The organism is Vibrio kyushuensis (assembly GCF_050337325.1).
GTDB classification, from domain to species: Bacteria; Pseudomonadota; Gammaproteobacteria; order Enterobacterales; family Vibrionaceae; genus Vibrio; species Vibrio kyushuensis.
The window spans coordinates 124,080-142,638 of sequence record NZ_JAKJSV010000008.1; the positions used below are offsets into that span (position 1 = coordinate 124,080).

The window sequence follows — 18,559 nt, forward strand, 5'->3', positions numbered from 1 at the left end:
ACGCACGCTCAATTAAAATAAAGAACCATAAATACGTTATGTGGAAGTCGTTGGGTTTTGGCTAACATCGACCAAGTACTGGCATGAAAGCCAATCACGGCCGATCAACAGCTTATCCGTCATTTTACTGCGATCTCGAAGATTAACTTCCACGGTTTTTTCATAACCTTCATGCGCCAAAGTAAAGTTTACGCTATAGCGTATGTCTGCACCGAACGAGTTTCGAATACGTCGAACAGCAACAATCTCAGCTTGGTGTTGGTTATAGTCGCCCAGTTCATTACCAGTCACGAAACGTACTTCCTTGCCGATATTGGCATCGAGTTCATCTACGCCGTCAATAACCTCTATGTTCATTGCATGGAGTGATGTGCGTGTTGCTCCTGTATCAATGCGAGCTCGGTAAGCGCTATCAAACCCCTCAATGTCGATGAAAGCCTTTTGGCCGATCACTTCCATGTTGTCCACTGAACACTGTTCCGCTAGAGTGACAAAACTAACGGTACTCACCAAGAGTGATACGGCTATTAACCCTGTTTTCTTCATCTTATCCCTTTGTATGATTTTGCTATATCGTGCGTGGTCGTTGCATCTATATCGGTCGACTCACTTTCATAGGAGATATGAATAACTAACATTAAGTCAGTCACTTACACTTCTAACATTCGATAAACTATCATCAATTTTTGAAGAATAGTGCGATTGTTACTTTTTGAAAAACAATGATACCAATGCTTGCGTATCGTTTGTTTCCACCAACTAAGGGGGTTAATAAATCGGAAATAATGGTTAATGGCCGTAAGCCTCACTCAGTTCACTCCAGATTTTAGTGGCCACTGGCCCTTTCTGATGGTTTCTATTTCTGAACATATGCAGGTCACCGGACGATCTCGTTGGTATTCCCTCTACGTTAATAGGGATCAAACAGCCTTGCGCAATGTCATCTTTGATCAAATACTCAGGAAGCCCACCCCACCCTAGCCCTGCTAAAATAAGGTCTTTCTTGGTAGTAAAGTCATTAACGCTCCAAGCCGCTCGGTCATCTGTCGTATGAAACGACGCTTTGTTCTTATATTGTGCGCTGTCGCGAGTCACTATTTGGTCATGTTGAGCCACGTCTCTTAAGCTAATTACGTCATTTAAAGCTGAAGGGAAATAATCAGGAGCAGCAACATTTATCATGACGGCCTTGGCTACAGGTAGTCTTTCATGCTCAATGTTCAACCCTATTTCAGGGCCAAATGCCAAATCTGCTTCTTCGCGATCTATTCGCTCGACAACACCATTCAGTGATTCGGTATAAATTTTAAATTGTGTACTTGGGAAGCTGTCGATGATTGGCTTTAATTTCGTGAGCAACGGAGGAAGATGAAATGCGATGCTCACCACAATGGTAAACTTTGGTTCGATCCCCATACTCAATTGCTTTCCAATGTTATCGAGCTGATTAAAGTGACCCATAGTAAGTTTTGCGTGATGAAAAAATGCCTCTCCTGCTTGAGTGAGTGTTGGCCGATACTCATCGCGATTAAATAAGGTGACACCGTATTGTTCTTCTAAATTCTTAACCGAACTGCTTACCGCAGCTTGAGTTTTGAATATCGCTTTTGCCGCTTTTCGAAAGCTACCTTGCTCTACTACGGCGATAAACGCTTTCAGCTGCTCATTAGTCATTGGCACTTCCCTATTTGGCACACTCAATAATGATAAGTTAAATCTATCATTTTGATAGTAACATTTCGTTATCTTTATATCGTTAGGTTCATTATCTTGGTGTTTCTAAACCGAACATTCGACCTATAGGAAAATAATTATGCCTGCTTATATGCTTACCTTTGTCCGTATCCACGATCATGAAGCCCACCAGCGCGACTACCTTGTAAAAGCGCACGCTATATTAGAAAAACATGGTGGAAAGGCCTTAGCCGTCACGGACCAACTTGATGTCATTGAAGGGAAAATGCCAGAAGGGAGAGTCGTATTAGTCGAGTTCCCATCGAAGGAACATGCAAATGCTTTTTACACCTCGCCCGAGTATCAACCTCTAAAACAGTTACGTTCAACGATCTTAGATGCAGATTCCGCCATTTTTGAATCGAGTTTGGGAAATTTAATTTAACTCGAAGAGAGAGCGGGACATCGATAGACCTATTGAGTATAAAGTGATTTTCATTCAGGTAATTACATGATTTTAAAAGAGAGATAATGGGGAAAACAATATAACTTGGGGTTAAAAACAACTTTGTAAAATAGGAGACCTAAGGAAAGTGGCGGCTTTCTACACTAGGCTAAAGTGATACCAACACTAATTAGAACAATTTATAGAGGTTGGGAAGGTAAAGGGTTACATCGGTATTTTGATGGCATCCTTTTACTTGTTTACAACATTAAGGAGGGTTAACAATGAAGGAAACAACAATAACGAACAATATTGTATCTTCATTAGTCGCATCTTTATTTATTTTGACTACTATCATCAGTTTTTCCTCAGCCGCCGGTGAGGAATATGTGCCAAAGAAAGCCACGATGCAGAAATTACATCAAGCTCCACTGCCAGGGGTAGATGGTAAAGAAATGACGGTGGTTCATTTGGCCGCACCTGCCGGGTTTATAAGCAGCAAACATACACACCCAGGACCTGTTTATGTTTATGTACTCGAGGGGGAGCTGACCATTGAACTTGAAAACGAAACGAAAACCTTTAAAGCGGGTGAGCTCTATCCCGAAGAAATTGACTCTGCAATGATAGGTAAGAACTCAAGTTCAACCGATGACCTTGAACTTCTTATTTTCCAAGTCGGTGATATTGGTAAACCGATGATGATCAAAGTTGAGTAAATCGACAGATTGCCATTGTTTAATGTAATTTCGAGAAGTTCCGAAGCCGCAGTTTCCGAGCTTCCCGAAATGCTTTTAAAGGACACTTACTCCATTCGATTATAAGCACATTGATACGACAATGAAAAATCACCTTAGAATCCGAAAATGGCAAAGGCAGTTGCCAGAGTTAAAATACCGAACCAATCCCAGAAAGTGTAAATTGGCATCGTGAAGTATAATCTCAATTACCTTGCTAGCATCATTTCATATTCAACCATCATGTCGGGCATTCCCAAGCGCAGCACATACCGCAAAGTCCCCGTTGCAGGTTTTACTACCACATCAACTAGAAACGATTCCCACACTTTTGCTATGTCCCCAAATTGTTCAGAGGTGACATCATTGGTGAAAGTCCAATCGGTACGGACAATATCATTAACACTGTACCCAGCCTCTTCCAAAAACGTTTTCATCTGCTCGAGTATCAATCGAGTTTGAGCAACCGGATCATTAGGGTGCTGTGTAATGAATTCAGGGCTGCAATCAGCATGGCCTGTCACAAAGAACACTTCGTTGAACTCGCTCAGCTTAAGGCCCCAACTAAAGGCATTACGCATGTCTGGTAAATTTTTGTTATGAAAAGCTTGTTTAGTCGCCATATTATCTTCCTTAATCTTATCTACTGAGAAACTTCTAAAACGATTTTTCCGCGTGCTCTTTTTGACTCACTCAAACCATGCGCTTGATCCGCAAGCTCTAGCGGAAAGACCCTATCAATATTGACTTTGATGTCACCGTCATCAATCAACTTAGAAATACTCTGTAAGTCATGAGCATTGGGCATGACCCACCAGCGTTGAAAGTTCACACCATGACGCTGCGCGACTTCATCTTCAATCTCATCCAAAAGGGAAATGATATGGCCACCTTTTCGAACAACGTTAAGAGACCGCTCAACAACCTCATCACCACTGATGGCCGCTAATACTGCATCCACGTCACTCACAATGTCTTCAAATTTCTGCTTTCGGTAATCAATAAACTCATCCACCCCTAACCCTTTCACGTAGGACTCTTTCGCCGCTGATGCCGTGCCAATCACATAAGCGCCTTTCGCCTTCGCAATTTGAACCGCAAAGCTGCCAACACCACCCGCTGCATTATGAATCAGCACTCGGTTGCCAGCTTTCAACTTGCAACCCTCCATCAATGCTTGCCATGCAGTCGTCGCCGCTAATGGAACCGCCGCAGCTGTCACCATATCTAAGGTTTTTGGAGCAGGAGCAACTAAGTCAGCATCAACAGCGATGTATTCTGCGTAAGCGCCTTGACCTGAAATAGGCGCATAAACATAGACATTGTCTCCAAGGTTTACATTTGTGACACTCCCTCCGCACTCGACAACTTCTCCTGCCGCGTCCCAACCTAGAATAAGTGGAAGCTCATGCTCGCCACTCTGCTGTAGAAAACCTTCACGAACCATCCAATCAACGGGATTAACGCCTGCTCCCTTCACTTTTATCAAAACCTGATTGTCATTAATGGCTGGCTTGGCAATGTCTCCAAACGTCAGTTTCTCAGCATTTCCGTATTGCTCTATGTAGATCGCTTTCATCGTCATGTCCCTATGTCAGTTAATCGTTTTCGGTGTTTTTGTCTTAGTAAGGTTACTTTGCCCAACTCAACGAATATCGTCTAATTGATGTTTCATATAAAACACATTGATAAACATGATGAGTTGCGCAATACTGATTTACCTGACCCACATAACTTCCTAGGCCATGGCTAATCTCGATCTCAATTTAATGGTCATTTTTGATGCCATCATGCAAGAGCAATCTATTACGTCGGCCGCTGAGCGTTTATCAATGACTCAGCCTTCTGTCTCCAATGCAGTTTCCCGTATGAGGCATGTCTGGAATGATCCTTTATTTGTGAAGCAAGGAAGAGGCATTCGGCCAACGCCTTACGCCATTACACTGTGGGAAAACATAGGGGATCCGCTAGAGTCGATTCGACTTGCGGCAGTCAAGAGTGCGTTTGATCCAGCGACACTTCAGCGCACTTTTCGAATCGCAACAACCGATTGGATGGCCGATTTATTCTGGCTGTCATTAAGACAAAGCATTGAGAAGGAGGCACCGCATGTGAACATTCACGCCGTCCCTTATAACGTGAATGGAGAAAGCTTATTGCTCAATGCCGATGTAGACATGGTCTTGGATTATTTTGAGGGAAATTCTTCGATGGTCCATACTCAGCACTTATTCGATAACCACTTTGTCTGCGCAATGCGTCCCGATCACCCGCTAGCAAACGAAGAACTCACTATCGATAAGTTTGCGAGTGCTGAACACTTGTTGCTTTCACTGTCTGGGGAAGCTTCTGGAGGCGTTGATATCGAGTTACGAAAACAAGGACTCACTCGCCGAATATCTATGACAGTCAATCATTGCTATAACCTCGCCACACTACTCATCAACACCGACATGATCACAACCATTCCTCTGCCCATCATTCTTAAACACGTGAATAGCGGGCAATTAGTGATTAGAAGGACACCTTTTCCTATGGCACCTGGTCCCATATCTATGTCTTGGCACACAAGACATCAACGCGATCAAGCGACATTATGGCTAAGAGAAAAAATACTCGCGGTATTAAACAATGGTTTATACGAAGAGCTACGCCATCTTCCGTTCAAGTAACGCTAAATTTGTAGTTAACTTAGTAGTTAACGCCACTGATAGGCATCTTTAGCTACTCCATACTGCTCAAAGAAATGAATACGGTAAATGTCATCCAACTTTCCACTCTCAACCATTTTCTGCATAAGTGTGTTCATTTGATCTCGTAAATGGATATGCTTAGACTTTTTTGACACTCCGACAGAACGAAGTCCTTTCGCGGTATAGGAAAACTCGGCACGTTCTAGTAAACCTTGATACTCTGAATTGGCGAGATGAATCGCCCCTGTTTCAGCGTTAATGGGGAAGGTATCAATCCGACCTGACACTAACTTTTTAAAGTTCTGTTCGTCGCTGGCCACCTGTTCTTTGCTTAAACCCGTCCCTGCATCAAACTGTTTGAAGTACCTAGCACCAATTTTTACGCCAATGGTTAAACCAAAAAGGTCTTCATATTGGGTTAGCCTCTTACTTTCCCCCAACCTGACATAAAACACTTTGGTCGCGGTATGGCGATAAGGCGTATCAATAAACGTGATCCATTGCTCTCGTTCTGATGTGTTCTTAACGCCGATGATCCAATCCGCTGTGCCCTCTTCCATCATCAGCAAACAACGTTTTAATGGGCAGCTTCGAAATTTCAACTCTTTATTTAATCCCCGAGCAAGCTCTCTCAATATCTCGGCATACACACCTTTGTATTGACCTTCCTCAACCACTTTCCAAGGAGCAAGTTCACTAAAAGCAACAACGATTGTGTCATCTGACTCGGTAGCGAAAGACGCCTGCTGTGAAAGAGCCAATCCAACAGCCACAAGTGTTCCAGCGAGTTTTTTCATCAGCACTTCCAAGTAATCTCAATAAAGTTCGAATCTATAGCGTTACGAGAACCTTAATTGTAGCTGATGCGCTTCTAGCTAGAGAGCAGCGAAGAAAAAGTGTAGCTAAGATAAGACATAGAAAGATAAAAGAAAGGGAGCGTTAAAGCATGAGTGGAATGGTCTTAGAATCTGAATTAACCTGCCCGACTTGCGGTTATAAGAAAATGGAAACGATGCCGACCAACGCCTGTCAGTGGTTCTATGAATGCACTGCTTGCAAAGAACTCCTAAAACCAAAACAAGGTGATTGTTGCGTATTTTGCTCTTACGGCACAGTCCCCTGCCCACCAATACAGCTTAACCCTTCTAAAAAAGGCGAAGGTGGATGCCAATGCTAGAAACCTAACTGATAATTTATGAAAACCAAAATAAAAAGTGCTCACCTAGGCAGCACTTTTAAACGTCGAACTTATTAAGAAAAGCTTAGCCTCGAGGCAATAACGTTAATGTCACCGGTGGATACTCAACCTCTTCCAACACATTGACCTGATCTGCAAGATGGTCAATAAGCGCTTGTGCATCGGTATTACATTGACGGGTAGACTCATCTGAACAATCAGGGCCATCACCATTAGTGTAGACCGGTGTTCGGCTACTACCATTTTGAACCATATGAGAAACGGAATGAGCTTCTACGCGATCTCCGTCTAATACGATGTCAAAGCGGTCAACACTCGATTCTTGTGCCTCAAACAGCGCGTCCCACTCATCGTTACCATTCGCATTGTAGTTGGTTGTCGTTACCACATACGTTTGATCGTCGTTGATGTCTTCCCACGTAACTGCACCATCAGCATCGATACGGCGAACTTGCAGTTCCGTTAACGTACCTGAGGTTTGTGCTACATTTTCTTCAAACGTATATCTCATGCCTGCAGCATATGGGAATTTACCCATGTGCGCGGAATCATCCAAACTCGTGGTGACAGTCTCTTCAATCAATTGACGAATGTACTTACCTTCAAGCTCCAGTACGGATAGGTAATTAGAGAATGGTAATAACTCTAATGAAATATGACCTTCACGTAAGTCACCTTCTTCTAAAGAATTACGCACGCCACCGGCCCCTACAAGAGCAATATCTACTTCTGTAAAGCCTGTAGCTGTCAGAACATCAGCTTGATTTGCCCAATATAACCAACCCTCACCAATGATAGGGGCAACTCGAGAGCCATGCTCATCAACGCCACTATCGTTCGGACGACGCTCATGTACCAACTCAGTAGGCACGTAGGTCACAACGTCACCGTATGCCTCTTCTAGATCTGGCTTGTATTTGGCATCAATATGATCACGCATCGTCGCTTCTTCAGCAGTGATTTCGATGTTGGACTCGCCATCAATGAAGCTAACAACCTCACCCTCATCAGCCCCTATTAACTTAGAGTCTTCTTCTCGACGATTATCAGAGTAGAAGGTGTCTGCTGAAAGCAAAGTATTGCCGCCACGACAATTCCTCACATTACCTGAACGATCAAATATAACGTTTGCATGACCTATCGCCTGAGCTTTTTCACCTGACTGAACCACACAGGTTTGTGTACCGTCAGGGCTAGTTACCATGTAAGCGTAAGGCGTTTCTTCACCCAAGCCTAGATTAGTGAAGTCGCCCATTAAGGTGTGAGAGTGGCCACCGACAATAACATCCACACCGTTTACGTTCTCAGCGATATTAATATCGCGCTGCAAGCCAAGATGAGTCAGAAGGATAATTTTGTTAATCCCATTTTCTTTCAGCTCATCAACTACTTTTTGAGTCGTTTCGATCTCAGGGCTAAATGTCACATCACCAACGTTCGGCGATATTGAAGGCATATCTTCAAGTACGACGCCAACCACAGCAACGACATGCTTGCCGCGAGGTAACGTTTCAAGCGTAACTTGCTCTTTCTGGTTACCATCAAATGCGAATAGCGAGTATGGCAGCAGGTTTGTGACATCGCGAAGGTCAGCGTCTTCAGACGTGTCCATATTCGCCCCCAATACAGGGAAATTCACGGTATTGATGAACTCTGCAAGCGTTTGATTATCTAGGTCAAACTCGTGGTTACCCATCGCCATGGCGTCAAGCCCCATACGGCTCAAGATATCAGCATTCATCTTTCCACGATTGAGTTTAAAGTAAGCCGTACCTTGCCATGCGTCACCGCCATGCAAGAAAAGCATACTGCGATTTTCTTGCTCAGCCTGTTCACGATATTGATTAGCCGCTTCTAGTAAGCGTGGATGACCACCAAAGGCAGTGAAAACAGGGTCACCATTAAGTAGATAATCACTGTAAAAGCTCGACTTTACTTCGTCGAATGAAGAGTGGGTGTCGTTAACGTGTGCAATCGACATTACAAAAGATTCACGAGGGGAACTGTATACAGAGGTATCATTGGACGATTTACAACCAGCCAATCCTAATACGATGGCTGTAATTAAAAGCTTCTTTTTCATTATTAATCCAGAATATATAATTATTTATAATTACATCCTCCTTCATCTATTTGCGATGATAGTGAATGTTTCTCCTCCTTGAAATATGGACTTCCATTGTGACTAGGATAATAAAAATAAATGAATGCTTTATTTCATTTCACAAAAACCCGAAGCAATATCACGCGCTAAGCATTTAACTGGTCAACTTTTATATAACAAACAAAATAACAATGAAATTAACCACATAAGGGTGGAGCTCAGAAATGATGGATATATAAAATATACATATATTTAATTTTAACGATTCACGCGTGAACATTTATTGAGAGAATGACTGTTCTATATTTTATTTTAATAAGAACAGATTTAGCTTTATTGAGAGGGTAAAAAACCCAGCTTACATGCTGGGTTTCTTTTATTAAAATAAGTTTATGAAAGTCATTACTTACGAATAATCATCTGATCACGCTCAGGACCAACAGATACCATCACAATTGGCACACCCATTAGCTCTTCGATACGAGTCACGTAATCTTGCGCGCCTTGTGGAAGATTCTCAAAAGTACGGCAGCCTGTGATGTCTTCATCCCAACCCTGCATGTTTTCATAAACAGGCGCTAGAGCTGCAGTTTGTGGCCATATAGGGTTTTCGCTGTGGTCACCTTCGTAGGCTACACAGATACGCAGATCTTTCATGCCGGTTAAGCAATCAATTTTGGTTAACGCTACCTCGGTTGCGGCTTGAAGTTCCACACCATTACGCGTTGCTACTGCATCAAAATAACCCATATCACGTGGGCGGCCAGTCACTGCGCCATATTCGTTAGAGCTTTCACGGAAGTTGTCTTGCTCTTCCATCGCAGTCACTAACGTTCCAGTACCCACAGAAGAGCTGAAAGATTTAGCAACAGCGATAACACGCTCTGGTCTTAGCGCAGGTAAGCCACTACCGATACCTGCGTAGGCAGCAGTTACATTCGATGATGTTGTCCAAGGGTATTCGCCATAAACTAAGTCGCGGCCCGCGCCTAATTGAGCTTCAAATAACAAGTTTGCTTCTTTTGCTTGAAGTGCTTTAAGAGGCTCAGTCACATTACAGATAAACGGACGCCACGCTGCTGTCACTTCCAATAACCATGCGGTTAGTTCTGCTGCACTTTCGGTATAATCACACTCTGGGTACAAGGCTTTCAGCTGCGGCATTTTCCAATCAAGCATAAATTGAATACGCTGCTCTAGCACTTCAGGTTGATTTAACCAGCCAACAAGAATGCCTTTTTTCATCACGCGATCGCCATAGGCAGGTGCAATACCTTGACGTGTAGAGCCATATGCCGCATCGCCTAGACGCTGTTCTTCAAGCGTGTCTTCTAATGCGTGGAGAGGAAGACACAAAGTTGCTCGGTCTGAAATACGTAATTTCACATCCACACCCGCCGCTTTTACTTCAGCAATTTCTTCGCTTAACGCGGCAGGGCTTATCACCATGCCAGGGCCGAGAACAGCAATACAATTAGGATTAAATATACCGCTTGGTAGTTGGTGTAATTTGAATGTACCGAAATCATTGACGACGGTATGACCTGCATTGTTTCCGCCTTGAAAACGAATGCTTGCAGAGGCGTCAGCAGCTAGAAAATCAACAATGCGACCTTTACCTTCATCACCCCAATTGGCACCCACAACAACAATAGACGACATAACGTTTCTCCTAATTGATTAAGAAAACATCTTAGCTGTGTCGATTAAATATGAGAAATTAATTATAATAATTAACTTGATAAGAATTTCATATCACTTTTCCAAAGCGTAGATTGGTAATTCGTAGGGTTAACTCACGTTAAGGGCACAGCATGTTAGATATTCACTGGCTAAAAACATTTTCCACGTTAGCCGAATACAAACACTTCGGTAAGGCCGCCGTTGCACTGCACATGACCCAGCCTAATGTCAGCTTGCATCTTAAACAGCTTGAACAAGCGACTGGCGTAAAGCTTATAGAGCGAAGCCCATTTCACTTAACCCAAGCGGGTGAGCGACTGCTAGAGAGCTGCCAACGAACTTTACAAGAATTACAGGTATGCCAAGCCGACCTAAACGCATTAAACGACTTAAACACAGGAACGATCACCATTGCCGCTAGCGACATTATCTCTCGTATGTTGCTAATAGATGCATTCAAACTGTTTAAAAACGATTACCCAGGAATCGATATTGCCCTGCTAAACACAACCTCTTCTCAAGCCTCGTCGTTAGTGAAAAGTGCCGAAGCCGACCTTGGATTTGTCATCGCTCAAAAACAGTCACAACCACTGCATTTTGTCGATCTACAGCAAGTAAAATGGGTAGCATTGGGAGATGGCTTTGAACGAAATACGGCTCAACATAAAGTACAAGACAAAGAACTCACACTTATCCTACTGGGTCACGACACCCGTACTCGAGACTTGATTGACGATGCGCTACCCAAACTTAACCTCTCAAAATATCGCGTGATGGAAGTGGGCAGTGTTGATGCTCAAATAGATTGGGCTGAAGCAGGGTTTGGCGTGGCGATCATTCCTGAATTTGCCATTTCAGCTAAACGAAATCTCTTATCCAAAGTAACGCCACTGCCCGACTTCCCTACTACCGACTTGGGTTATATTGTTAGACAAAACCAAATACTCTCCAAAGCCACCAAACAGCTGCTTCACTGGGTGAGCGAGGGAATATCTCAACTGCAAAAGAACTAGCTGTCAGTCGTTACAAAAAACAGCTTAATTAGGCGTTAGCCCGTTTTGAGTTGTCTCTAACTCTTTAAATCCACGCAGAATATTGGCCAGTGTGATGACCGTAAATAAGACAATCACCAAAGATAAGTGCCACGCTTGCCCTAACCCTAGCAACACCAAACCCATACTAACGATGGAAGAGACTATCATTTGTCCACCACCGGACATGGCAGCGGCGGCACCCGCATTCTTTTTATACGGCTGCATCACTAACGCTTGTGCGCATGGTAGAGCAATGCCGTTGCCAAGGATCATCAAAAACTGACCGAGCATCAAATACACAGGCTCTAATGGGCAAAAGAACAACCACAGTGCGGCGCTAAGGTGCAGTACTGGTGTACACAACAGCATTTTCTTACTGCCAATTATTGGACGTACTCGGTTACAAAGACTGGTACCCAATAGCATTCCCAAAGCAGGGATTAATGCCCAAAGAGCGTATTGATCCGATGTCATCCCTATTTGGTTTTGCATAATGAAAGGCATCACCGAAACAGTCGTGATCATCAAGCTGAAGTTAAGCCAACCGATACTGGCAAAGCTCATAAAGTAACGGGAAGTGAGCAGCTCGCGATATTGCTTCACAATCTTAGCAGGCGATGGAACTGCACTGCGCTGCATGACGGTTTCTTTAAACCGAAGAGCAAAGATAATCCATGCAAAAGATACGTAACCCAACAGAGACATAAACACCATACTCCAGCCAAAGTGGAAGTTAATAAAACCACCAATGACAGGCGCGAACAGCGGCGTAATCGACGCCACCATCGCAATATAAGACATCGCAATAGGCAAATCAGCACCATTAAATCGGTCGCGTGTTGATGCTCTGGCTAATACGGCGCAGCAGCCTGTACCTAAACCTTGAAGAAATCGACCTGCGACCATGCCTGTAAAGGAGTGGCTAAAAAAGATAATCATCAGTAAGCCAAGTAGAGCAATAAACAGCCCTGTCAGCAGTACCTTTTTTCTCCCCAACGCATCAGATATGGGCCCATAGATAAACTGAGAAGGACCGAAACCAAGCAGGTAAATACTGACCAGAAGCTGCGCTTTTTCGAGAGATATCTCGAAGTCTTTGGCGATCCACGGCAGCGATGGAAAAACAAGGCCCATGCTAAGTTGGCCGACACTAATGATCAAGCAAGCCAGTAGAATGGTTTTAAACTCAAATGGTTTACTCATGAGATATTACGACTTATTGGGCTCATTATTCTTGCTCTCTTATTCCGCTGAAGTTGATCCGCCATTGCGATGGAGAAATCTGGAATGCCGCTTTAAAGTTCTTTCTATAGACACTTTCAGAGCCAAAGCCCGATAACTCAGCCACCCGTGAAATTGAGTTATGAGTGCCCTCCAATAACTGCTGACTCAGCTTTAATCTTTGATTCAACAACCACTGGCCAAAGGTGCAGCCATACGTCGCTTTAAACTGACGAGTAAACGTACGTCTACTCATCGCACACCGCTCGGCCAAACCTTCAATATTATGAGGCTCGTTAATTCTCTCTTCTACTTGCTCAATCACTTGAGTAAAGCTGGTTGGTTGTTCAGAGCGACTAGAGATTGGCGCTGGAATATATTGTTGCTGACCACCCGAGCGAAAAGGCGCTGTCACCATCACTCGCGCTAATTGGCTCGCCATCTCACTGCCATGGAGTTTACGCACAATATGCAAACAACAATCGAGTGAGGCTGCAGTACCTGCTGAAGTAATCAACTGGTCATGATCAATAAACAGCGGTTGGCTATCAAATTCCACTTCAGGGTAGCGCTCACTAAAAGGTTCGGAATACCCCCAATGCGTCGTAGCGGATTGACCGTTCAACAGCCCTGTCTCAGCAATTACAAAAGCACCTAAACATAATCCCACAAGAGTCGCTCCTCGTTGATGAGCGTCAGATAGCTTTTTAATTAATACTTTTGGCGGCTCAGGAAGGGTATTGGCCCAGCCGGGTATAATGATGATATCTGCACGATTAAGAGGGTCGAGATCATGATCAACTGTCATGCTGAAGCCTGAGCTCGTCGCCACATCTTGGCCAGATGGGCTGCAAAGATTCAACTCGAAAAGAGGCGTTCTGTCTGGAAATGCGTCCTGAAAAGCATCGCGAAAAACTAAACAAGGGACAGAAAGGTGGAATGCGCTAATCCCATCTACCACCACCATTGCAACTTTATACGTTTGCTTGTTTTTCATATTGACCCAAATTGAGCGATAGATGTCCTTTAGGACAGTTTTGCACAAACTATGAACATTGCATACTGATAACTCACTATTTTATCAGCAGGGAAGAGCCATGAAAATCCACCACCTTCGTAGCGCGACGTTTATCATTGAGTCGAACAATCACTTTATTTTAATCGACCCGATGTTGGGTGAAAAAGGATCCCTTCCTCCGTTTTCAATGGTGCGTTTCAAACGTAGGAGAAATCCAACGGTTGACCTACCAAACAACGCTGAAGAACTACTTAGCAAGGTGACTCACGCGCTCATCACTCATAGCCAAACCTTTGGCTTCAAGCCACTGCAACATACTGACCATTTAGATAAAGCAGGTGAGCGCTTACTGACAGAGAAGAATATCCCCGTCATCACACCCAACCGAGATAAAGCTTATCTTGAAAAATATGGCATCACGGTTTCTCATGGTATCGAAGACTGGCAAACCTTGGACTTTTTGGGTGGAAAAATAACAGCAGTTCCTGCTCAGCACGGCCACGGCTGGATTCACAATGTGATGGCAAATGGGGTTGGGTTCTACCTAGAGTTGCCGAATGAACCATCCATCTATATCAGCGGTGACACCATTTTAACTGAAGATGTAAAACACACGCTAACTGTACTGCAACCGGATATCACCGTGGTAGCGACAGGAGAAGCACAAATGGATGTTGGGAAACCGCTGCTTATGCCTGAAGAGGAAATACTGGAGTTCATTCAGCTTTCCCCTAGCATTGTCATTGCCAACCATATGGAAGCGCTTAACCACTGTCCTGTCGATCGCCAAACGCTTCGTAACTCACTCAATGCTAAAGGGATCAGTAATAAAGTACTGATCCCAGAAGATGGCGAGATGCTGGCCTTCTAAGTGGTTTATTATTAGGTATTACTCCTTCACAACATTTGCTGTTCGGGCATATAACCAACCTACTAAGACGATTAATACCGCTCCGAACAATACAGGGTTGATTAGGAAACTCCATGTTGGTTGGAGCATCATAATAAGCATTGGGTTTGCGCCTGCAGGAGGGTGAGTGGTATCTGTCGCTAGCATGGCTGTCACGCCAAGCCCCGTCGCTAATGCCAGCGCCCAAAAATCGACACTAATAAAGCTTACAAATATTAGGCCTATAAAGCTGGTGATCAGATGCCCTAAAATGACATTCTTCGGTTGTGCTAACGGGCTATTAGGCAAGCCAAACACCAGTACCGTCGTTGCGCCAAACGGGGCCATCAACCAGAGCATGTGATCGGATGGATAACTATAGAACTCATGTAAGCAAGCCAAAAGAAAGATAGCAACAGACGCGCCGATCCCTGCGGTGATCGCATTAATAAATTTATTCACGGTTTATTGTCCTGAAAATATTTTAAAGAAAAGTAAGGGTGAGATTAACGCTCACCCAAATTAAAAACGATTAGAGTGAAAGTTTAAGCTGGCTGCCTTTAGCACGAGAGACACAAGGGCACATTAACGTTTTCTGCTCATCTTCAGTTAAGCAAAGATCTCGATGTTCCACTTCACCTTCAACAACAGTGACAATGCAGCTTCGACAAATCCCTGCATGACAACTATTAGGAATCGCTATGCCCTGCTCTTCAATGGCATCCAATACTGTTTTGTCTGGCTCTACAGTGATGGAAAGGTCCGATTCCACTAGTTCAACGGTGAAGATCTTATCTTTCTTTGCAGCTTCATCACTTTCGACTAACTGAGCCGAGAAAGCTTCACTGCGAATACGGGAGGGGTCGATACCCAGTGCCTTAGCTGTCTCAACCAGATCATTAATTAACCTCATTGGTCCGCATACATAAATCATGCTGTTTACATCAGCGTTACGCAGGATTTCAGCACAGTTCATTCGTTGTGATTCTTCAGCGCTGTATAGGGTTAACGTGTCGCCGAACTCTCTTTTCAACCGCTCTTGAAATGCCATCTCTTCGAGACTTCGCCCAGCGTAGTGCATTTCAAATGGCTTCTTTTGCCGCGACAACTGCTGTGCCATCGCTTTAATCGGGGTAATGCCAATACCTGCGGCTATTAGTATGGTTGGTCTGTCATCATCATGCACTTCAAACAGATTTTTCGGCTTTGAGCAGTATATGAGCTGGCCAATCTTAAACTTTTGATGAATGGCTTTAGAGCCACCACTGCCTTCCTCTTCGCGTAATATCGCTATCTCGTACACATCACGCCTTGCTGGGTTAGAGCAAATGGAATAACAGCGCTCAATGGACTCCCCTGAATCAAGTTCAATTGGGACTAGTAAGTGAGAGCCAGCACTGACTTTAGGTAAATCGAGTCTCTCAGGATGACGTAGTTCATAGGCGCGAATTCTAGGGGTAAGCTGACGTATTGACGTAATCTCTAAACGCAGCTTCTCCTGATCAAAGTATTGGTCACTGAGCTTTTCTCCGCTTTTATCTTCACCTGACAGAACGTTACCATCACTGTTTTTCAGTCTGGACTGTAATTTAGCGACTTGCGCTTTTAACTGCTCATTCTCAGATAAAATTGGAGAAAGAATCTGTTCAACTTCATTCTCAGTAAAGCGTGGTGTTATAAACTTAGGGCAATTCCAGTCGAACCCTTCGATATGAATGATAAAACCACGTTCAACCGAAGCTGGGTAACCTTCCACTTCAAGCTGCGCAAGCGTATCCCAATCATCATCAGCAACAAGCTCAATACGCCCCATCATTTTCAATCGACGCTGATTTCGATAATCCATGAAAAACAGCGATACGCGATCGTTGCTGCGAAAGTTTCCAGTACTCACGTATTGTCGGTTACCACTAAAATCGGCAAAGCCAAGACGACGTTCATCCAGTACTCGCATGAAACCAATTGGCCCACCGCGGTGCTGAACATAAGGCCAACCCGTTTCACCAACACTCGCCATATAAAAACTGTCGCGCTCGGAGATAAAATTCGCCTCATTTTCTGATAGCAAAAAATTATAGTCTTCACCGTGTTCCATGGTTGCGTAGCCATCTCGGCTATTTTGCTCACGCTGAACCTGCTTTACGTTGTCGGTAAACACTAACTTGGTGTATTGATGTGCCATCTTTGAATCCTTTTCTTTGTGGAAGATCCCGAGCTTAACGTCAGCTCGGGCCACTTCATTTCCGCAAATCTAATTAAGCGATACCTTGGGGAAATCTATCTCAACGCGGCTCGCCTTACCCAGAATATTGGTCATCACATTCATTCCAACATGGGTAATGATTTCGACGATCTCTGCATCACTAAAGCCTGCGTTACGTACCTCTAAAAGCTCAGCTGTAGAAACATCACCACTTTTTTGCGCCAATGAGCGTGAAAATTTGACAGCTACACCCGCTTTTTTATCAAGGCTTTCTCCAAGGCGGTTCGCTTCAATTTCACTGTTGGACAAACCAACCTTTCGCCCGATGGCCGTATGAGCTGAGACGCAGTATTCACAGGCATTTTGCTCAGCAAGTCCTAACGCAATGCGTTCACGTGTTAATGGATCTAAACTTCCTTCTCCTGCAATCGAGTGTAGCCCTAAAAAGGCACGCAACGCTGTGGGAGAGTTGGCAAATATTTTCAAAAAATTCGGCACCATGCCTATTTGCGATTGAATCGCTTCATACAGTGCTTTTTGTTCTTCATTTGCTTCATTTTCAGTGACTAAGTTAATGCGGCTCATAATGATGTCCTTTCTCTATGTTTTGATTATTGGTGATTTGTTGGTTTATAACTCACTTCAAGTTGCCTTCCTGAAGCGTTGAAATCAGTATGTGGCAAAACACTTGCGTAAAGAATAATCACCATTCACAATTGATTATTTCAGTAAGTGGAATAATGGAGAGAAATGAATGGACCAATTGCACTTAATGCGAGTCTACGTCGCCGTTGCAGAAGAAGAAGGATTTGCAGCCGCTAGCCGCCGTTTATCTATGTCACCGCCTGCAGTCACCAGAGCGATAGCTGCGTTAGAAGAGTCGTTAGGCGTGAAACTACTCAATCGGACGACCCGCTATGTGCGTGCTACCGAAGCAGGGTTGCGCTATTTAGACGATGCCAAGCGGATTGTTCAGGATGTTGAAATCGCCAATGAAGCCGCAGTAGGTATTAACGCAGAACCTAAAGGCCATTTAAGCGTTACAGCGCCCGTTCTATTTGGGCAACAACATGTACTCCCTGGTGTGGTTGAGTATCTAAAGCGCTACCCTCAAACCAACGTCAATGCCGTCTTTCTCGACCGAACAGTCAACCTATTAGAAGAGGGGTTTGATGTGGGGATTCGCATTGGCGAGCTCGCCGATTCAAGCATGCGTGCGCGAAAAGTCGGAGAGGTAAAGCTAGTGCTCGTTGCCTCTTCGGAATACTTGCTTGAACAAGGCATTCCCCTGTTTCCATCCGATCTCAGCGAACACACCATCATTAATTCGGGCTCCAATAATTTCTCTCATGATTGGCATTTTGAACAGGGTAACCAGAAATCTCTTCACCGAATAAAACCTCGATTAACCGTGACCACCAACCAAGCGGCGATTAATGCTGCAAAGCTCGGGCTCGGTATCACTCGCGTTGTCTCGTATCAAGTGGCAGATGAACTTAGCAATGGAGAGTTAGCGGTTGTGTTAGAAGACCATCAGCTTGCTCCTCTGCCAATCCACATTATCCACCGAGAAGGTCGTTATTCGTCCGCGAAGGTGCGCTGTTTTATTGATTTAATGGCAGAGCAACTGAATCGTACTTTTTGATGCATCGCGATCTAA

At 44.1% G+C, this 18,559-nt stretch carries 19 protein-coding genes; 7 read left to right on the forward strand and 12 right to left on the reverse strand.

Annotation, left to right across the window (positions count from 1 at the left end):
• Window positions 1–36 precede the first annotated feature (36 nt).
• Complete coding sequence (locus tag L4D20_RS18140; protein WP_428802995.1) at window positions 37–546, reverse strand: putative ATP-dependent zinc protease; 510 nt, start codon at window positions 544–546, stop codon at window positions 37–39.
• Between the two features lie 243 nt (window positions 547–789).
• Window positions 790–1,674 carry a LysR family transcriptional regulator gene (locus L4D20_RS18145; protein ID WP_428802996.1) on the reverse strand — a complete coding sequence of 295 codons (885 nt, stop codon included), beginning with the start codon at window positions 1,672–1,674 and terminating at the stop codon, window positions 790–792.
• A 139-nt stretch (window positions 1,675–1,813) separates the two neighbouring features.
• On the opposite strand from L4D20_RS18145, the gene L4D20_RS18150 reads away from it, so the two are divergent.
• Both L4D20_RS18150 and L4D20_RS18155 read left to right on the forward strand, forming a co-directional pair.
• Complete coding sequence (locus L4D20_RS18150; protein ID WP_428802997.1) at window positions 1,814–2,119, forward strand: DUF1330 domain-containing protein; 306 nt, start codon at window positions 1,814–1,816, stop codon at window positions 2,117–2,119.
• A gap of 284 nt (window positions 2,120–2,403) precedes the next feature.
• Complete coding sequence (locus L4D20_RS18155) at window positions 2,404–2,838, forward strand: cupin domain-containing protein (RefSeq protein ID WP_428802998.1); 435 nt, start codon at window positions 2,404–2,406, stop codon at window positions 2,836–2,838.
• A gap of 227 nt (window positions 2,839–3,065) precedes the next feature.
• Here the strand turns inward: L4D20_RS18155 and L4D20_RS18160 are convergent, their stop codons facing one another.
• Together L4D20_RS18160 and L4D20_RS18165 are read right to left on the reverse strand one after the other, a co-directional pair.
• Window positions 3,066–3,479 (reverse strand): RidA family protein, encoded by a 414-nt coding sequence (locus L4D20_RS18160; RefSeq protein ID WP_428802999.1) that lies wholly within the window; start codon window positions 3,477–3,479, stop codon window positions 3,066–3,068.
• Window positions 3,480–3,499: 20 nt separating this feature from the next.
• On the reverse strand, window positions 3,500–4,435 hold the full coding sequence (locus tag L4D20_RS18165) for an NADP-dependent oxidoreductase (protein ID WP_428803000.1): 936 nt from the start codon (window positions 4,433–4,435) through the stop codon (window positions 3,500–3,502).
• 166 nt (window positions 4,436–4,601) lie between these two features.
• On the opposite strand from L4D20_RS18165, the gene L4D20_RS18170 reads away from it, so the two are divergent.
• Window positions 4,602–5,528, forward strand: coding sequence for a LysR family transcriptional regulator (locus L4D20_RS18170; protein WP_428803001.1), 927 nt, complete (start codon window positions 4,602–4,604; stop codon window positions 5,526–5,528).
• Window positions 5,529–5,554: 26 nt separating this feature from the next.
• Here L4D20_RS18170 and L4D20_RS18175 read toward each other — a convergent pair whose 3' ends face one another.
• Window positions 5,555–6,346, reverse strand: a complete 792-nt coding sequence (locus L4D20_RS18175) for a substrate-binding periplasmic protein (protein ID WP_428803002.1) — start codon at window positions 6,344–6,346, stop codon at window positions 5,555–5,557.
• A gap of 149 nt (window positions 6,347–6,495) precedes the next feature.
• On the opposite strand from L4D20_RS18175, the gene L4D20_RS18180 reads away from it, so the two are divergent.
• Entirely contained in the window at window positions 6,496–6,726 is a 231-nt protein-coding gene (locus tag L4D20_RS18180; protein WP_428803003.1) for a GDCCVxC domain-containing (seleno)protein, read from the forward strand.
• An 85-nt stretch (window positions 6,727–6,811) separates the two neighbouring features.
• On the opposite strand, the gene L4D20_RS18185 is transcribed toward L4D20_RS18180, so the two are convergent.
• Window positions 6,812–8,830 carry a bifunctional metallophosphatase/5'-nucleotidase gene (locus L4D20_RS18185; RefSeq protein ID WP_428803004.1) on the reverse strand — a complete coding sequence of 673 codons (2,019 nt, stop codon included), beginning with the start codon at window positions 8,828–8,830 and terminating at the stop codon, window positions 6,812–6,814.
• A gap of 423 nt (window positions 8,831–9,253) precedes the next feature.
• Window positions 9,254–10,513, reverse strand: coding sequence for an adenylosuccinate synthase (locus tag L4D20_RS18190; protein ID WP_428803005.1), 1,260 nt, complete (start codon window positions 10,511–10,513; stop codon window positions 9,254–9,256).
• Between the two features lie 152 nt (window positions 10,514–10,665).
• On the opposite strand from L4D20_RS18190, the gene L4D20_RS18195 reads away from it, so the two are divergent.
• Complete coding sequence (locus tag L4D20_RS18195) at window positions 10,666–11,547, forward strand: LysR family transcriptional regulator (protein WP_428803006.1); 882 nt, start codon at window positions 10,666–10,668, stop codon at window positions 11,545–11,547.
• Window positions 11,548–11,571: 24 nt separating this feature from the next.
• Here the strand turns inward: L4D20_RS18195 and L4D20_RS18200 are convergent, their stop codons facing one another.
• Together L4D20_RS18200 and L4D20_RS18205 are read right to left on the reverse strand one after the other, a co-directional pair.
• A complete protein-coding gene (locus L4D20_RS18200) occupies window positions 11,572–12,771 on the reverse strand; it encodes a multidrug effflux MFS transporter (protein WP_428803007.1) in 1,200 nt (399 codons plus the stop codon).
• 25 nt (window positions 12,772–12,796) lie between these two features.
• Window positions 12,797–13,786, reverse strand: coding sequence for a GlxA family transcriptional regulator (locus tag L4D20_RS18205; RefSeq protein WP_428803008.1), 990 nt, complete (start codon window positions 13,784–13,786; stop codon window positions 12,797–12,799).
• Between the two features lie 100 nt (window positions 13,787–13,886).
• Between L4D20_RS18205 and L4D20_RS18210 the strand changes: the two genes are divergently transcribed.
• On the forward strand, window positions 13,887–14,678 hold the full coding sequence (locus L4D20_RS18210; RefSeq protein WP_428803009.1) for an MBL fold metallo-hydrolase: 792 nt from the start codon (window positions 13,887–13,889) through the stop codon (window positions 14,676–14,678).
• Between the two features lie 18 nt (window positions 14,679–14,696).
• Here L4D20_RS18210 and L4D20_RS18215 read toward each other — a convergent pair whose 3' ends face one another.
• The 3 genes from L4D20_RS18215 to L4D20_RS18225 all read right to left on the reverse strand — a co-directional run bounded on the left by L4D20_RS18215 (window position 14,697) and on the right by L4D20_RS18225 (window position 17,484).
• Window positions 14,697–15,158, reverse strand: coding sequence for an HPP family protein (locus tag L4D20_RS18215; protein WP_428803010.1), 462 nt, complete (start codon window positions 15,156–15,158; stop codon window positions 14,697–14,699).
• 70 nt (window positions 15,159–15,228) lie between these two features.
• On the reverse strand, window positions 15,229–16,878 hold the full coding sequence (locus L4D20_RS18220; protein ID WP_428803011.1) for a 2Fe-2S iron-sulfur cluster-binding protein: 1,650 nt from the start codon (window positions 16,876–16,878) through the stop codon (window positions 15,229–15,231).
• 69 nt (window positions 16,879–16,947) lie between these two features.
• Window positions 16,948–17,484 (reverse strand): carboxymuconolactone decarboxylase family protein, encoded by a 537-nt coding sequence (locus L4D20_RS18225; RefSeq protein WP_428803012.1) that lies wholly within the window; start codon window positions 17,482–17,484, stop codon window positions 16,948–16,950.
• Window positions 17,485–17,653: 169 nt separating this feature from the next.
• On the opposite strand from L4D20_RS18225, the gene L4D20_RS18230 reads away from it, so the two are divergent.
• On the forward strand, window positions 17,654–18,544 hold the full coding sequence (locus tag L4D20_RS18230) for a LysR family transcriptional regulator (protein WP_428803013.1): 891 nt from the start codon (window positions 17,654–17,656) through the stop codon (window positions 18,542–18,544).
• Window positions 18,545–18,559: the final 15 nt, after the last annotated feature.

What these genes read in the sequence shown, in the direction of transcription:
- L4D20_RS18195 (WP_428803006.1), top strand. Translation starts at nt 10,666, where the DNA reads ATGTTAGATATTCACTGGCTAAAAACATTTTCCACGTTAGCCGAATAC.
- L4D20_RS18145 (WP_428802996.1), bottom strand. Translation starts at nt 1,674, where the DNA reads ATGACTAATGAGCAGCTGAAAGCGTTTATCGCCGTAGTAGAGCAAGGT.
- L4D20_RS18165 (WP_428803000.1), bottom strand. Translation starts at nt 4,435, where the DNA reads ATGAAAGCGATCTACATAGAGCAATACGGAAATGCTGAGAAACTGACG.
- L4D20_RS18175 (WP_428803002.1), bottom strand. Translation starts at nt 6,346, where the DNA reads ATGAAAAAACTCGCTGGAACACTTGTGGCTGTTGGATTGGCTCTTTCA.
- L4D20_RS18155 (WP_428802998.1), top strand. Translation starts at nt 2,404, where the DNA reads ATGAAGGAAACAACAATAACGAACAATATTGTATCTTCATTAGTCGCA.
- L4D20_RS18200 (WP_428803007.1), bottom strand. Translation starts at nt 12,771, where the DNA reads ATGAGTAAACCATTTGAGTTTAAAACCATTCTACTGGCTTGCTTGATC.
- L4D20_RS18220 (WP_428803011.1), bottom strand. Translation starts at nt 16,878, where the DNA reads ATGGCACATCAATACACCAAGTTAGTGTTTACCGACAACGTAAAGCAG.
- L4D20_RS18140 (WP_428802995.1), bottom strand. Translation starts at nt 546, where the DNA reads ATGAAGAAAACAGGGTTAATAGCCGTATCACTCTTGGTGAGTACCGTT.
- L4D20_RS18160 (WP_428802999.1), bottom strand. Translation starts at nt 3,479, where the DNA reads ATGGCGACTAAACAAGCTTTTCATAACAAAAATTTACCAGACATGCGT.
- L4D20_RS18170 (WP_428803001.1), top strand. Translation starts at nt 4,602, where the DNA reads ATGGCTAATCTCGATCTCAATTTAATGGTCATTTTTGATGCCATCATG.
- L4D20_RS18150 (WP_428802997.1), top strand. Translation starts at nt 1,814, where the DNA reads ATGCCTGCTTATATGCTTACCTTTGTCCGTATCCACGATCATGAAGCC.
- L4D20_RS18230 (WP_428803013.1), top strand. Translation starts at nt 17,654, where the DNA reads ATGGACCAATTGCACTTAATGCGAGTCTACGTCGCCGTTGCAGAAGAA.
- L4D20_RS18205 (WP_428803008.1), bottom strand. Translation starts at nt 13,786, where the DNA reads ATGAAAAACAAGCAAACGTATAAAGTTGCAATGGTGGTGGTAGATGGG.
- L4D20_RS18185 (WP_428803004.1), bottom strand. Translation starts at nt 8,830, where the DNA reads ATGAAAAAGAAGCTTTTAATTACAGCCATCGTATTAGGATTGGCTGGT.
- L4D20_RS18180 (WP_428803003.1), top strand. Translation starts at nt 6,496, where the DNA reads ATGAGTGGAATGGTCTTAGAATCTGAATTAACCTGCCCGACTTGCGGT.
- L4D20_RS18225 (WP_428803012.1), bottom strand. Translation starts at nt 17,484, where the DNA reads ATGAGCCGCATTAACTTAGTCACTGAAAATGAAGCAAATGAAGAACAA.
- L4D20_RS18190 (WP_428803005.1), bottom strand. Translation starts at nt 10,513, where the DNA reads ATGTCGTCTATTGTTGTTGTGGGTGCCAATTGGGGTGATGAAGGTAAA.
- L4D20_RS18210 (WP_428803009.1), top strand. Translation starts at nt 13,887, where the DNA reads ATGAAAATCCACCACCTTCGTAGCGCGACGTTTATCATTGAGTCGAAC.